Annotated in this window: 12 protein-coding genes; 5 read left to right on the top strand and 7 right to left on the bottom strand. The window is 68.6% G+C overall.

What is annotated here, in order from left to right; genetic code table 11:
- Positions 1 to 6: 6 nt before the first annotated feature.
- From CFB40_RS23150 to CFB40_RS23125, 6 genes are all read right to left on the bottom strand, one after another.
- Entirely contained in the window at positions 7 to 645 is a 639-nt protein-coding gene (locus CFB40_RS23150; RefSeq protein ID WP_089432490.1) for a MarC family protein, read from the bottom strand.
- 64 nt (positions 646 to 709) lie between these two features.
- Complete coding sequence (locus CFB40_RS23145) at positions 710 to 1,438, bottom strand: NAD(P)H-dependent oxidoreductase (protein ID WP_089427801.1); 729 nt, start codon at positions 1,436 to 1,438, stop codon at positions 710 to 712.
- A 41-nt stretch (positions 1,439 to 1,479) separates the two neighbouring features.
- On the bottom strand, positions 1,480 to 2,274 hold the full coding sequence (locus tag CFB40_RS23140) for an ABC transporter permease (protein ID WP_089427802.1): 795 nt from the start codon (positions 2,272 to 2,274) through the stop codon (positions 1,480 to 1,482).
- A gap of 20 nt (positions 2,275 to 2,294) precedes the next feature.
- Complete coding sequence (locus CFB40_RS23135) at positions 2,295 to 3,170, bottom strand: ABC transporter permease (RefSeq protein WP_089432489.1); 876 nt, start codon at positions 3,168 to 3,170, stop codon at positions 2,295 to 2,297.
- A gap of 25 nt (positions 3,171 to 3,195) precedes the next feature.
- On the bottom strand, positions 3,196 to 4,305 hold the full coding sequence (locus CFB40_RS23130; RefSeq protein ID WP_089427804.1) for an ABC transporter substrate-binding protein: 1,110 nt from the start codon (positions 4,303 to 4,305) through the stop codon (positions 3,196 to 3,198).
- Positions 4,306 to 4,419: 114 nt separating this feature from the next.
- On the bottom strand, positions 4,420 to 5,586 hold the full coding sequence (locus tag CFB40_RS23125) for an ABC transporter ATP-binding protein (RefSeq protein WP_089427805.1): 1,167 nt from the start codon (positions 5,584 to 5,586) through the stop codon (positions 4,420 to 4,422).
- Positions 5,587 to 5,731: 145 nt separating this feature from the next.
- Between CFB40_RS23125 and CFB40_RS23120 the strand changes: the two genes are divergently transcribed.
- Genes CFB40_RS23120 through CFB40_RS23110 form a run of 3 tightly spaced genes read left to right on the top strand, consistent with a single transcriptional unit; the run spans position 5,732 to position 9,869 of the window.
- On the top strand, positions 5,732 to 6,520 hold the full coding sequence (locus CFB40_RS23120; protein WP_089432488.1) for an enoyl-CoA hydratase/isomerase family protein: 789 nt from the start codon (positions 5,732 to 5,734) through the stop codon (positions 6,518 to 6,520).
- A gap of 3 nt (positions 6,521 to 6,523) precedes the next feature.
- Positions 6,524 to 7,681 (top strand): acyl-CoA dehydrogenase family protein, encoded by a 1,158-nt coding sequence (locus CFB40_RS23115; protein WP_089427807.1) that lies wholly within the window; start codon positions 6,524 to 6,526, stop codon positions 7,679 to 7,681.
- A gap of 52 nt (positions 7,682 to 7,733) precedes the next feature.
- Positions 7,734 to 9,869 carry an acetate--CoA ligase family protein gene (locus CFB40_RS23110; RefSeq protein ID WP_089432487.1) on the top strand — a complete coding sequence of 712 codons (2,136 nt, stop codon included), beginning with the start codon at positions 7,734 to 7,736 and terminating at the stop codon, positions 9,867 to 9,869.
- 193 nt (positions 9,870 to 10,062) lie between these two features.
- On the opposite strand, the gene CFB40_RS23105 is transcribed toward CFB40_RS23110, so the two are convergent.
- Positions 10,063 to 11,193, bottom strand: a complete 1,131-nt coding sequence (locus CFB40_RS23105) for a porin (protein ID WP_089427809.1) — start codon at positions 11,191 to 11,193, stop codon at positions 10,063 to 10,065.
- Positions 11,194 to 11,466: 273 nt separating this feature from the next.
- Between CFB40_RS23105 and CFB40_RS23100 the strand changes: the two genes are divergently transcribed.
- Positions 11,467 to 12,045, top strand: coding sequence for a thioesterase family protein (locus CFB40_RS23100; protein WP_089427810.1), 579 nt, complete (start codon positions 11,467 to 11,469; stop codon positions 12,043 to 12,045).
- Between the two features lie 28 nt (positions 12,046 to 12,073).
- On the top strand, positions 12,074 to 13,561 hold the full coding sequence (locus CFB40_RS23095) for an aldehyde dehydrogenase (protein ID WP_089432486.1): 1,488 nt from the start codon (positions 12,074 to 12,076) through the stop codon (positions 13,559 to 13,561).
- Positions 13,562 to 13,589: the final 28 nt, after the last annotated feature.

Below are 13,589 nucleotides of genomic sequence, written 5' to 3'. Positions count from 1 at the left end.
AAGCCATCAGTGCGCGAGCCCCGGCAGCAGTTCGCGTACGCCTTGCGCGAGCATCTGGAACGCGATCGCGGTCAGCACGATCCCCGACAGCCGCTCGACGAGGGTCCTGCCGATCTCGCCGAGCCGCCGGCACCACGACGCCGAGCACGCATACGTGAGCCCGATCACGCCCGCGTGCAGCACGCAGGCCGCGCTCAGCGCGAGCAGGTCGGACGGCGTATGAAAGCGCGTCGCGGTCGTGATCACGAGCGACATCACCGCGCTGCCGATCGACAGCGGGAAGATCAGCGGCACCGCGATGTAGGTGCGCCACTGCGCATATTCGAGCCGCCGCTCCCCGCCGCTGCGTTCGTCGTTGGCCGTGCCGCGCATCATCGGAATCGACCACAGGCACAGCACGAGGCCGCCCGTCAGCGTCAGCGCACCGAGCGTCAGGCCGAGCATGCGCAGCAGGAACTGGCCGCCCCAGACCGCGCCGACCATCAGCGCCGCGATCCACGCGAACAGCCTGAATGCGATCTGCCGCTGCGTCACGTCGGGAAAATGCCCGGTGACGGCCGCGTACATCGGGATCGCGACCGGCGGACAGAACAGCGTCAGCAGGCCGGTCAGGAACAGCAGCACGTCGCTCGACGTCAGGGTCATTGCTCGAACTCTCAAGCGGTCGGATGGTTGAGACGCGTATCGGCATCGCGGCCGGGTGTCGCGATCAGTCCTGCGCGGCTTCCTGCGGCGCGCGCTCGCGCCGCCGCATGTCGCCGTCGAAATCGTCGAGCGTCGGGAACGCCATCGGTTCGAGCCGGTCGAGCCGCGCCAGGTAGTCGCCGTACCGATCGAGCACGGCCGCGCGCTCGGCATCGCCGATATACGGCACGTGATAGCCGACGAACGACGGCAGCACGTCGAAGCCCGCATAGCCGAGCGTGCCGCGCAGCACGTGGCGCAGCATCAGGTCCATTTCGCCATGCACACCATCCGCGCCGAACATGTAGTCGCGGCCGCCGCACGTATAGGCGAGCAGCGCGCGCTTGCCGCGCATCCCGCCGCGATCGTAGAAGCGCACACCGCCGTACACCTTGCCCGACACGAGCACGCGGTCGATCCAGCCCTTCATGATCGCCGGCACCGAGCACCAGAACAGCGGGAAGCTCAGGATCAGCAAGTCGCATGCGGCGAGCTTGTCGAGTTCCGCGGCGATGTCCGGCGCGATCGCGTGCGCGGCGACGTTCTCGCGCTGCTCGAGCGCGTAGACGAGATAGTCGGGGTGCTTGCGCACGCCGAAATCGGCCGCGCTCGCCACCGGATTCCACTGCATCGCGTACAGGTCGGACACCGTCACGGTGTGCCCCTGCGCTTCGAGCGTACTCACCGCGCGGTGCAGCATCGACGTGGTGAACGACTGCGGCTCGGGATGGGCGTGGACGATCAGGACTTTCATGAGGCGATTTTTCTCCGCAACGTAACGTTGAAGGGTTGAACTCACACGGCCCCGGCCGCGCGCTTGCGCAGCAGCGACAGGCCGATCGCGACGCAGGTCGCGACGAGCAGCAGCGTGGACACCGACGCGATCGCCGGGTCGACGTTCTCGCGCATCCCGTCCCACATGCGGCGCGGCAGCGTGTACACGCTCCGGCTCGAGATGAACAGCGTGACGACCAGCTCGTCCCACGACAGGATGAATGCGAACACCGCCGCCGACAGCACGCCCGGCCGGATCGACGGCAGGATCACGTAGCGCAGCGTCTGCGCGAGGTTCGCGCCGAGGCTGCGCGACGCCTGTTCGATCCGCAGGCCGACCGTCGCGAGCGACGCGGACACGGCCACCACCACGTAAGGCACCGACAGCACGACGTGCGACAGGATCACTGCCGGCAGGCTGTCGAGCATCCCGAGCTCGCCCCACAGCCGATAGAACGCGAGCGCCGACACGATCGGCGGCACGATCAGCGGAAACAGGATCACGCCGCGCACGAACTCGCCGCGCCGCGACGCGACCTTCCACAGGCCGATCGCGCACAGCGTGCCGAGCGTGACCGAGATCGCCGACGACGCCAGCGCGATCAGCCCGCTTTGCAGGAAGCTCGACACCCAGCCGTCGTCGTCGAGCAGCACGCCGTAGTGCCGCAACGACAGCGCGCCGTCCGGCATCGACAGGTAGTCGCTCGGCGTCAGCGACACGGGCACCGACACGAGCAGCGGCAGCATCAGGAACAGGATCGCGGCCCATGCGACACCGACCACCAGCGCGCGCCCTGCGGTCATTCGATTCTTCATCGGTTCGTCCTCCGTTCGAATCAGCGCGCGCCGAAAAGCTCGCGCAGGTCGACGAAACGCGCGAGCAGCGCGAGCGCGGCCAGGATCGACGCCAGCAGCAGCGACGCGAGCGCCGCCCCGCTGCCCCAGTTCACGAGCTGCAGGATCTGCGTGCTGATGTACTCGGCGATCATCACCGTGCGGCCGCCGCCGAGAATCACCGGCGTCACGTAGAAGCCGAGCGAGAAGATGAACACGAGGATCGCCGCGCCGACGATGCCCGGCCGCGTCTGCGGGAAATACACCTTGCGGAACGTGACGAACGCGCCCGCGCCGAGCCCCTGCGACGCCCGCGCGAGCTGCGGGTCGATGCCCTTCATGTTCGCGTACAGCGGCAGCACCGCATACGGAATCATGAAGTGGATCATCCCGATCACGACGCCGATCTCGTTGCGCATCAGCGGCAGCGGCGCGTCGATCAACCCGACGCGCATCAGCAGCGTGTTGACGAGCCCCTGCTCGCCGAGCAGGAACAGCCACGAGAACGCACGCACCAGCACCGACGCCCAGAACGGCACGAGCAGCCCGAACATCAGCGCCATCCGCTGACGCGGGCCGACGTGCGCCATCGCATAGGCGATCGCGTAGCCGAGCGCGACCGAAAACACCGTGGTGACCGCGCACACGCGCAGCGTCGTCCACAGCACGCGGTGCACGCCATGGTTGTCCAGCAGCCGCGCGTAGTTCGTCAGGCCGGGCGCCGGCACCGTGAAGCCGAGCCACAGCACGCGCACGAGCGGAACCACGTACAGCACGATCAGCACCGCGAGCAGCGGCACGACGAGCAGCCAGTAGCGGTCGGCCTTCGCGCGGCCTAGCGGGACCGCGCCCGCGGCGGGAGGAGACAGGGTAGTCATGGCGTCACGCTCACGAGGCGGCGGATCAGGACGACATCAGGTCGGTGTACTGCGCGAGCGTCGCTTCGTAATGCTGCGCCCACCATTCGGGATTCACCTTGCACTGCTTCGCCCAGTTCTCGGGCGTGCCGGGATTGTCGGCGCGCAGCGCCTGCGGCACCGCGGCCGTCGCGGCCGGCGTCACCGGCCCGTTGCCGAGCAGCGACAGCAGGCGCACCTGCGGCTCGACACCCTGCACGAACTTGATGAACTGCCACACGGCATCGCCCGACGGGTTGTTCTTCGGCACGCCCCACACGTCGCACGACGCGAGCCCCTGCTCCCACGTATAGCGGAACCGGCCGTTGCTCTCGCGCTGGATCACGTTCGCGCGCGTATGCCAGATGCACGCCATGCTGACTTCGCCGTTGCGCAGCAGTTGCAGGCTGTCCGCACCCGAATCCCACAGCAGCACGTTCGAGCGCAGCTCCTTGAGTTTCTTCAGCGCGCGCGGCACGTCGATCGGGTAGACCTTGTCCTTGTCGACGCCATCGGCCATCAGCGCGGCTTCGAGCGCGCCGCCCATCCATTTCCACAGCCCGCGCTTGCCCGGAAACTTGCCGACGTTCCAGAAATCGGCCCAGTTCTTCGGCGGATTCGCGCCGAACTTGCGCGCGTCGTAGACGAGCACGTAGCTCAGCAGGTACGACGGCACGCCGAAATCCGACCCGAGCCCCGGCAGTGTGTTGCGGCCCACGACCGAATAATCGATCGGCCGCAGGAAGCCCTGCTTGCCGAGCTTGATCGCCGCGAAGCCGTCGAGATCCATCACGTCCCAGATCACGTTCCTGTTCTCGACCATTGCCTTGATCTTGCCGTCCTCCGGCGACGAGTCGTAACCCATCCTGATCCCGCTCGCCTTCGTGAACGGGTCCATGTATGCGGAGCGGAACGCCGAACGCGCTTCGCCGCCCCATGCGCTGAGCACGATTTCCTTCGGGTTCGACGCCAGCGCGTCTTTCGCGCCGAGCGACAGCAGCGTCGGCGCGATGCCGGCGGCCGCGCACAGCCGCAGGAAATCGCGGCGGCGTTGCGACGTCGCGGGTTGAAGGTCGCGCGCTTGGTCGAGCAGGTCCTGCAGATGGCGCTTCGTCATGGTGTCTCCTCCAGGCTGGGCAGCGCCCGCACGCATCTCGGCGTTGTCGGGCACGGGGAATCGGCCGGCGACGACGGCAGCCGCCGCGTCGCGCGGGATGCAGCGTTCGCCGCGTCAGTCGGCCGCGATCCGGCAGGTCGCGTCGCGCTCCCACTGCACGAACACGTCCATGCCGGTGCGCGGCGACGCGAGCCCTCGCCACGCAGGCACGTCCGCCGTCATGCAGCCGAGCGCCGACGTCTCGATCTCGAAGCGGTACGACGAACCGAAATAGCTCCAATGACGGATGCGGCCGGCCACTTCGTTGTGCGCGCCGCCGCACGACGTCGCGGACACGGCGACCTTCTCGGGGCGCAGCGCGAACAGCAGCGTGTCGTCGGTTCGCGCGCCGCACGCGGGCGCGACGAACCGCGTATCGCCGACGCGATAGTGCGTGGTGTCCGCATCGCCGCCGACTGCGACGCCTTCGATGAAGTTGCTCTTGCCGAGGAAGTCCGCGACGAAGCGGTTCGCCGGCTGCTCGTACAGCCCGTCCGGCGTGCCGATCTGTTCGAGCCGGCCGTCGCGCATGATCGCGATCCGGTCCGACATCGACAGCGCTTCCTCCTGGTCGTGCGTGACGAACAGGAACGTTGCCCCGAGCCGTTCGTGCAGCGCCTTCAGTTCGACCTGCACCTCGCCGCGCAGCTTGCGGTCGAGCGCGCCGAGCGGTTCGTCGAGCAGCACGAGATCGGGATCGAACACCAGCGCGCGCGCGATCGCGACGCGTTGCTGCTGGCCACCCGACAACTGGCGCGGCAGCCGATCCGCGAGAGGGCCGAGCCGCACGAGATCGAGCGCGGCCTTCACGCGCTTCACCGCGTCGGGCCCCTTCTGCTTGCGCACCATCAGCGGATACGCGACGTTCTGTTCGACCGTCATGTGCGGAAACAGCGCATAGCCCTGGAACACCATCCCGAAGTTGCGCTTCTCCGGCGGCAACGCGACGATGCTGCGGCCGCCCACGCGCAGGTCGCCGGTGGTCGGATGCTCGAAGCCCGCGACGATCGTCAGCAACGTCGTCTTGCCGGAACCCGACGGCCCGAGGATCGTCAGGAATTCGCCGCGCGGAATCTCGATCGACGTTTCCCGCAACGCATGCACGCTGCCGTAGCGCTTCGACACGCGATCGATCTGCAGGCCTGCGCCGCTCGCGATGCGCTCCGCCGACGCGGTGCGTGCCGCATGCGCCCCGGCTCTTCCCTCCTCCACACCCGCCGACGTCTCCATCACCACGCTCATCGTGTGTCTCCTGGTCGACTCACAATTGGGTTGAACGTTCATTTAACAGAACTTATACTATGCCGAAATGCGGTCCGCAAGTAGCGGCGACCCTTGCCGGCTCTGACACACCCCGACACACAACAACCAGGAGACAGTGATCAGCATGAGCATCGAGGACATCCGAATCGAACGGCACGACGGCGTCGTGACCCTTCGACTGAACCGCCCGGCGAAGCGCAATTCGCTCGCGCGGCCGCATCTCGACTTTCTTCGCGAGACGCTCGACGCGCTCGCGAACGATCCGGCGGTGCGCTGCGTCGTGCTGACCGGCACCGGCAGCGCATTCTGCGCGGGCGCGGACGTCGACGAGTGGGCCGAGGCCGAGCGCAACGGCGAACTCGACACCTACGGGTGGACCGAACGCGCGCACCGTTTCGTGCAGGCGCTCGCCGCGTTTCCGCGCCCCACGATCGCCGCGCTGAACGGCTCGACGGTCGGCGCGGGCACCGACATCGGCTTTGCGTGCGACTTCCGCATCGCGAGCACGGCCGCGACGCTGCGCTGCGGGTATACGGGCATGGGCTACAGCCCCGACATGGGCGGAAGCTGGTTCCTGCCGCGCCTCGCGCGCCCCGACGTCGTGCGCCGTTTCGTCTTCCTGAACGAACGCTGGAACGCGCAGGATGCGCTCGCGGCCGGGCTCGTGTCCAAAGTCGTCGACGCCGATGCGTTCGCGGAGCATGTCGCCGCGTTCGCCGCGCGGCTCGCTCAAGGGCCGAGCGTCGCGTTCGGCCATACCAAGGCACTGCTTGCGCAGTCGCTCACGCATACCCTTGCCGAGCAACTGCGCGGCGAGTTGGCGGCCGGCGTCGCTTGCGGTCACAGCGAGGACGGCCGGGAAGCGCTTCGCGCGTCGGTCGAAGGTCGCGCCCCCCATTTTATCGGGAGATGATTGATGGATTTTTCGCTGACCCAAGAGCAGGACATGCTGGTGACGTCGCTGCGTCAGTTCGTCGAGAAGGAACTGCAGCCGCATGAATTCGCAGTCGATCGCGCGGACGACGTGCCGGCCGAACTCGCCGATTCGATCCGCCGCAAGTCGCTCGAGCTTGGCTTCTACGCGTTCAACATGCCCGAGAGCGCCGGCGGCCCGGGCCTCGACTACGTGACGCAGGCGCTGGTCGAGCGCGAGCTCGGCCGCACGAGCTGGGCGCTGCACGTGTTCGTCGCGCGGCCCAGCAAGATCCTGATGGCATGCAAGGGCGACCAGATCGAGCGCTACCTGAAGCCGGCCGTGCGCGGCGAGCGCGTCGACTGCTTCGCGCTGACCGAGCCGGGCGCCGGCTCCGACGCGATGGGCATCCGCACGCGCGCGGTGCGCGACGGCGACGACTACGTGATCAACGGCAGCAAGCACTTCATCAGCCACGCGGATACGGCCGACTTCGTGATCCTGTTCGCCGTCACCGGCGAGGAGGAAGTGCGCGGCCAGAAGCGCAAGCGCGTGACCTGCTTCCTGATCGACAAGGACACGCCGGGCATGACCGTGCGGCGCGGCCCGCACTGCACGAGCCTGCGCGGCTACCACCAGTCGGAGATCTTCCTGTCCGACTGCCGCGTGAGCGCCGCGCAGATCCTCGGCGAAGAGCATCGCGGCTTCGAGCTCGCGAACGACTGGCTCACCGCCGGCCGCGTGATGGTGGCCGCGAACAACATCGGCCGCGCGCAGCGCGCGTTCGAGATGGCCGCCGAATGGGCCGCGACGCGCCATCAGTTCGGCAAGCGCATCGGCGATTTCCAGGGCACGTCGTTCAAGCTCGCCGACATGCAGACCGAGATTCGCGCGGCGGAACTCGTCACGCTCTATACCGCGCAGAAGCTCGACCAGGGCACGATGACCGACGGCGACGCCGCGCTCGCGAAACTGCTGGCCACCGAGACACTCGGCCGCGTGACCGATCACGCGGTGCAGATCTACGGCGGCATGGGGTTGATGGACGAACTGCCGATCGAGCGCTTCTGGCGCGATGCGCGCATCGAGCGCATCTGGGAAGGCACGTCCGAGATCCAGCGCCACATCCTGTCCAAGGAAATCCTCCGACGCTACAGCTGACGCGAATCGTCGCGCCGGCGCGCAAGCCGGCGCGCGTTCCGAAAGGACCATCATGACCTCTTCCCCTGAAGTCAGGGATCGCCGTGCCGACGCCGCGGCCAACCTGCGCCGGCTGCTCGAGCCGGCCAGCATCGCGTTCGTCGGCGGGCGCGGCATCGCGGGCGCCGTGCAGCGCTGTCGCCACTACGGCTATGCCGGCGACATCTGGCTCGTCAATCCGAACCATGCCGAGATCGACGGCGTGCCCTGCCATGCCAGCGTCGCCGACCTGCCCGCCGCGCCCGATGCCGTGTTCGTCGCAGTCCCCGCGCGGCAAGCGATCGACGTCGTGCGCGCGCTCGCCGAACGCGGCGCCGGCGGCGCGATCGTGTACGCGTCGGGTTTCTCCGAAACCGGGGCCGACGGCGCCGCGCTGCAGCAGGCGCTCGTCGACGCCGCCGGCGACATGGCCGTACTCGGGCCCAACTGCTACGGGTTGATCAACGGCCTGAACGGCAGCGCGCTGTGGCCGGTCGCGCACGGCGCGCCGCGCGTCGAATCGGGCGTCGCGGTGATCACGCAAAGCGGCAACCTCGCGTACAACCTGTCGATGAGCGCACGCTCGGTGCCGTTCGCATACCTGGCGAGCGTCGGCAACCAGGCGTCGGTCGACATCGCGCGCCTCGTCGATGCCTTCGTCGACGATCCGCGCATCCGCGCGATCGGCGTGCATCTCGAAGGATTGAAGGACGTGCGCGCGTTCAGCGAGGCCGCCGCCCGCGCGCTCGCGCGCGGCGTGCCGATCATCGCGCTGAAGAGCGGGACCTCGGCGCTCGGCGCGCAGCTCGCGATCAGCCACACGAGTTCGCTCGCGGGCTCGGACGCGCTGTACGACGCACTGTTCCGGCGGCTCGGCGTGATCCGCGTGAAGGACCCGGTCGGCCTCGTCGAAACGCTGAAGCTGCTCGCGATCGCCGGTGTGCCCGAGCGCCGCACGCTCGCCGCGCTGGCGACGTCCGGCGGCGATGCGGGGCTCGTCGCGGATCTCGGCGACGCGCAGGGCATCGCGTTCCCGCCGGTCGGCGACGCCGGGCGCCACGCGCTCGGCAACGTGCTGCCCGCGTACGCGACGATCGCGAACCCGCTCGATTTCACGACGACACCGTGGGGCGATCCGGACAAGATGCGCGCGTGCTGCGACGCGCTGCTCGCCGACCGGCCCGGCGCGGCCGCGATGATTCTCGACTATCCGCAGGAAGCGACCGGCGAGCGACCGCTGTGCGACATCGCGGCAAACGCGTTCGCGGCCTCCGCGCGCCAGCACGGCGTGGTCGGCGCGGTCATCTCGGTGTTTCCCGACCTCACGCCGCCCGATCACGCCGCACGCATGGCCTCGGCCGGCATCGCGCCGCTGCAGGGGCTCGCCGACGGGATCGACGCAATCGGCGCGGCGATGACCTACGGCGAGACGCGCCGCCGCGTGCTCGACGCCGATGCGCTCAACGCGCTGCCGGTACTGCGGGCCGGCAACGGCGGCGGCAGTCACGGCGCCACGACGCTGCACGACGAATGGGCGAGCAAGCGGATGCTGGCCGCGCACGGGCTCGACGTACCGTCAGCGGAATGCGTCGCGCCCGCCGATGCCCCGGCCGCCGCGCAGCGGCTCGGGTTTCCGGTCTGCGTGAAAGTGGTCAGCGATCGCCTGCCGCACAAGACCGAGGCCGGCGCGGTCGCGCTGAAGCTCGCGTCGCCCGAAGCCGTCGCCGCCGCGGTCGAGCGGATGACCGAACAGGTCGCGCGCTACGCGCCGGACGTGCGGGTCGAGCGCATCCTCGTCGAGAAGATGGCCGACGCGCCGCTGCTCGAACTGATCGTCGGCGTGAAGCGCGAGCCGAATTTCGGTCTAGCGCTCGTGCTCGGCGCCGGCGGCGTGCTGGTCGAGCTGATCCGCGACACCGCGACACTCCTGCTGCCGGTGCGTGAAAGCGACGTGCGCGACGCCCTGCTCGGGCTGAAGCTCGGCCCGCTGCTGACCGGCTATCGCGGACGGCCGAAGGCCGATCTCGATGCGGTGGTGGCGAACGTGATGGCGATCGCACGCTTCGCGCAGGCACACGCCGACACGCTCGTCGAACTCGACGTCAATCCGCTGCTGGTGATGGAATGCGGCGCGGTGGCCGTCGATGCGCTGGTGAGGCTCGACGCCTGACACCCGCCGGCCCGCTCATGCATCGCCCGAGCGGGCCGGCGGCAACCGTGCGCGGGTCTTCGCCGCAGTGCGTTCAGTGACGCTCGCCGAGCGTGCCGTCTGTGCTCACGTCATCGTCGCCGGGCGCGTTGCGCAGCACGGCGACGACGCCCCCTTCGACGCAGGCCCGGGCCGGGCCGTGCGGTAGAAGCGATCAGAAGTTGTGCCGCATGCCGATGCGCGCGGCGGCTTGCGTGCGGCTCGTCGACGGCGTGAAGCTGTAGCCGATCACCGCATCGACGCCGTTCGACGCGCGCATCCAGTCGACGCCCGCATAGACGTCGGTGCGCTTGGACAGTGCGTAATGCGTGCCGAGCGCGACTTCGTGCCAGTGATGGCCTTCGAACGTCGTGTACTGGTAGCCCGCGACGAGCGACAGCGCCGGGGTCGCCTGGTACAGGCCGCCCGCCTCGTACACGCGCATCGTCGACGATTGCCCGTAGCCCTTGAACGTCGTGTTGCTGAAATCCGCGTTGAGCGTCAGCTTGCCGAGCGTGTACGACGCGCCGATCCCGAAGATCGACTGCGAGTCGATCGAGAACGGCGTCGAATCGTGCAGGTCGGTGACGGCGCCCGTCGCCGGATCGACGGTCGCGACCGTCTGTCCGAGCATCGTCCTCACGCCCATCTGCGCATACGGATCGAGCGCCGCGAGCCGGCGCGGCGCGTTGAGCCGCGTATAGTTGCCGCCTGCCGAGAAATCGCCGTGCGTGTAGCTCGCGCCCAGGCTCCACGCACTGCCGTCGTGGAAGCTGCCCGCATCGTTGCTGAACGAATACATGCCACCGACCACGAGCCCGTGGAAACTGTTGCTGACGAACTTCACCGCGTTCTGCAGCCGGTCGCCGCTCTGACGGTCGAAGTCGCCCAGGTGCACGCCGTAGCCGCTGCCGAACGCGCTGACGTTGTAGTTCGCGGTGAAATCGAATGCAAAGTCGTACTGGTTGCCGAACGTCAGCGTGCCCCAGTCATTGCCCAGCCCCACGTACGCCTGCCGCCCGAACATCGCGCCGCCCTGGTTCAGCTTGCCGGTGCCGAGCCGGAACCCGTTCTCGAGCTTGAACACGGCCTTGTTGCCGCCGCCGAGATCCTCCGTGCCCATCAGGCCGACGCGGTTGCCGTACGACACGCCGTCGTCGAACAGGTACGCATGCGCGCCGCCCGTATTGTTCACGTAGGTGATGCCGCCGTCGATGATCCCGTACAGCGATACGCTGCTCTGGGCGTGTGCGTAGCCGTGGACCATCACCGACATCATGCCGGCCAGCAGGAAGCGCTTCTTCATTTTCGGTGTCTCCGGTTTCCGCGCGAGGCGGATCGATTTTTCGTTGTGCGTATCGTGCAGATGCGCCGCCCGCCCTGCTTCGCTTCGGCATCGCGGCGCTGGCGAGTATAGGTTCCGTTGAATGAATGTTCAATTAATTGAGCGATGAATCCGCACCGGTGTTTACACGCATCGGCGATCTCTTTATTGAAAAAACGTTCAACCCGTCATAACATCGACCGGCAGCCCCCGCGGACGACGTGCGGGCCCGTTCCGAACCCTGGAGTGCACTGGATGACGACCCACCTCAGCCCCGCCGCCGAGCCGCGCCTGCGCTCGGCCTACGAAGGACAGAAGGCGCGTCCGTACGACCCCGCCGCACCGATCGCGACGCCCCTCGAACTGCATCGCTGCACCGTGCAGCCCGAGTGGGTCGATTACAACGGCCACATGAGCGAATCGTGCTATCTGCTCGTGTTCGGCGACAGCAGCGATGCGTTCTTCCGCTACTTCGGCATCGACGACGACTATCGCGAGGCCGGCTGCTCGATTTACTCGGCGGAAACGCATATCCGCCACCTGCGCGAAGCGATGCTCGGCGAACCGCTCAGGCTCACGGTGCGGCTGCTCGACATGGACGACCGGCGGCTGCACGTGTTTCATTCGATGCACCATGCGACGACGGGGGCGCCACTCGCGACCGGCGAGCAACTGCTGACCCACGTCGACATGCGCGCGAAACGCTCCGCGCCGTTCCCGGCCGCGATCCGCCGGCATCTCGACGCGATTCACGCCGAACATGCGCGCGCGCCGCACGAGCCGCATGCGGGCCGCGCGATCGCGATCCGCCGCCCGACGCCCGCTTCACGCTGATCTCGCCGACCCACGACGGAGTGTTCTCATGCAGACGAACGACACCTGGCGCACGCGCGCCAGCCAGCTCGACATCGAATCCCGCGCATTCGTGGACGGTAGGTTCCGCGACGCGCACGACGGCGCCACCTTCGCCTGCACGAGCCCGATCGACGGCCGTGCGCTCGCGCAGGTCGCGCATTGCCGGCAGGCCGACGCCGACCTCGCGGTCGCGGCCGCGCGGCGCGCATTCGAAAGCGGTGCGTGGCGTGACGCGTCGCCGCGCGAACGCAAGCGCGTGATGCTGCGCTGGGCCGCGCTGATCCGCGAGCACGCGGACGATCTCGCGCTGCTCGAAACGCTCGACACCGGCAAGCCGATCGGCGACACGACCACGATCGACATCCCGTCGACCGCCTACTGCGCCGAGTGGTTCGCCGAAGCGATCGACAAGACGGGCGGCGAAGTCGCGCCGGCCGACGCGCATCTCGTCGGGCTCGTCACGCGCGAGCCGATCGGCGTGGTCGCGGCGGTCGTGCCATGGAATTTCCCCGCGATGATCGCGATGTGGAAATGCGCGCCGGCGCTCGCGGCCGGCAACAGCGTCGTGCTGAAGCCGTCGGAGAAATCGCCGCTCAGTGCGCTGCGACTCGCCGCGCTGGCCGCGCAGGCCGGGCTGCCGGCCGGCGTGCTGAACGTGCTGCCGGGCTTCGGCGATGCGGGCGAAGCGCTCGCGCGGCATCCGGACGTCGACTGCATCGCATTCACCGGCTCGACCGCGGTTGGCCACAAGGTCATGCGCTGCGCGGCCGATTCGAACCTGAAGCGCGTGTGGCTCGAACTCGGCGGCAAGTCGCCGCAGATCGTGCTGCCCGACTGTCCGGACCTCGAACGCGCGGCGCGCACCGTCGCGCATGCGGTGTTCTACAACACCGGGCAGATGTGTACGGCGGGTTCCCGTTTGCTCGTCCATCGCGCGATCCGTGACGAACTCGTCGCGCGCGTGCTCGCGATCGCCCCCGAGTACGCGCCCGGCGATCCGCTGTCGCCCGCTACGCGCATGGGCAGCCTGATCGATGCCGCGCAGGTCGAACGCGTGCTCGGCTACGTCGACGCGGGCCGCGACGAGGCGACGTTGCTCGCGGGCGGCAAGCGTGCGCGCGCCGGGAGCGGCGGCCAGTACGTCGAACCGACCGTGTTCGACTGCCCGCGTGCCGACGCGCGGATCGTGCGCGAGGAGATTTTCGGGCCGGTGCTGGCGGTCACGACGTTCGACGACCTCGATACGGCCATCGCGCACGCGAACGACACGCGCTACGGGCTGGCGGCATCGGTATGGACGGCCAACCTGACGACCGCGCACGAAACCGCGCGCCGGCTGCGGGCCGGCACGGTGTGGGTGAACGGCTACGAGGAAACCGACGACATGAACTTCCCGTTCGGCGGCTTCAAGGAATCGGGCAACGGGCGCGACAACTCGCTGCACGCGCTGGAGAAATATACGGAGTTGAAATCGACGGTGATTCGGTTGCGGTGAGGTCCGGGCGGCGCGCGCCCGCGGGACG

It is taken from the genome of Burkholderia sp. AU31652 (genome assembly GCF_002223155.1).
Lineage (GTDB): Bacteria > Pseudomonadota > Gammaproteobacteria > Burkholderiales > Burkholderiaceae > Burkholderia.
Note: the sequence above shows the minus strand (reverse complement) of the source record. Positions and strands in the feature narration are given on the sequence as shown.

Excerpts from the sequence above, each read along its gene's own strand:
- CFB40_RS23150 (WP_089432490.1), bottom strand. The coding sequence starts at position 645 with ATGACCCTGACGTCGAGCGACGTGCTGCTGTTCCTGACCGGCCTGCTG.
- CFB40_RS23145 (WP_089427801.1), bottom strand. The coding sequence starts at position 1,438 with ATGAAAGTCCTGATCGTCCACGCCCATCCCGAGCCGCAGTCGTTCACC.
- CFB40_RS23140 (WP_089427802.1), bottom strand. The coding sequence starts at position 2,274 with ATGAAGAATCGAATGACCGCAGGGCGCGCGCTGGTGGTCGGTGTCGCA.
- CFB40_RS23135 (WP_089432489.1), bottom strand. The coding sequence starts at position 3,170 with ATGACTACCCTGTCTCCTCCCGCCGCGGGCGCGGTCCCGCTAGGCCGC.
- CFB40_RS23130 (WP_089427804.1), bottom strand. The coding sequence starts at position 4,305 with ATGACGAAGCGCCATCTGCAGGACCTGCTCGACCAAGCGCGCGACCTT.
- CFB40_RS23125 (WP_089427805.1), bottom strand. The coding sequence starts at position 5,586 with ATGAGCGTGGTGATGGAGACGTCGGCGGGTGTGGAGGAGGGAAGAGCC.
- CFB40_RS23120 (WP_089432488.1), top strand. The coding sequence starts at position 5,732 with ATGAGCATCGAGGACATCCGAATCGAACGGCACGACGGCGTCGTGACC.
- CFB40_RS23115 (WP_089427807.1), top strand. The coding sequence starts at position 6,524 with ATGGATTTTTCGCTGACCCAAGAGCAGGACATGCTGGTGACGTCGCTG.
- CFB40_RS23110 (WP_089432487.1), top strand. The coding sequence starts at position 7,734 with ATGACCTCTTCCCCTGAAGTCAGGGATCGCCGTGCCGACGCCGCGGCC.
- CFB40_RS23105 (WP_089427809.1), bottom strand. The coding sequence starts at position 11,193 with ATGAAGAAGCGCTTCCTGCTGGCCGGCATGATGTCGGTGATGGTCCAC.
- CFB40_RS23100 (WP_089427810.1), top strand. The coding sequence starts at position 11,467 with ATGACGACCCACCTCAGCCCCGCCGCCGAGCCGCGCCTGCGCTCGGCC.
- CFB40_RS23095 (WP_089432486.1), top strand. The coding sequence starts at position 12,074 with ATGCAGACGAACGACACCTGGCGCACGCGCGCCAGCCAGCTCGACATC.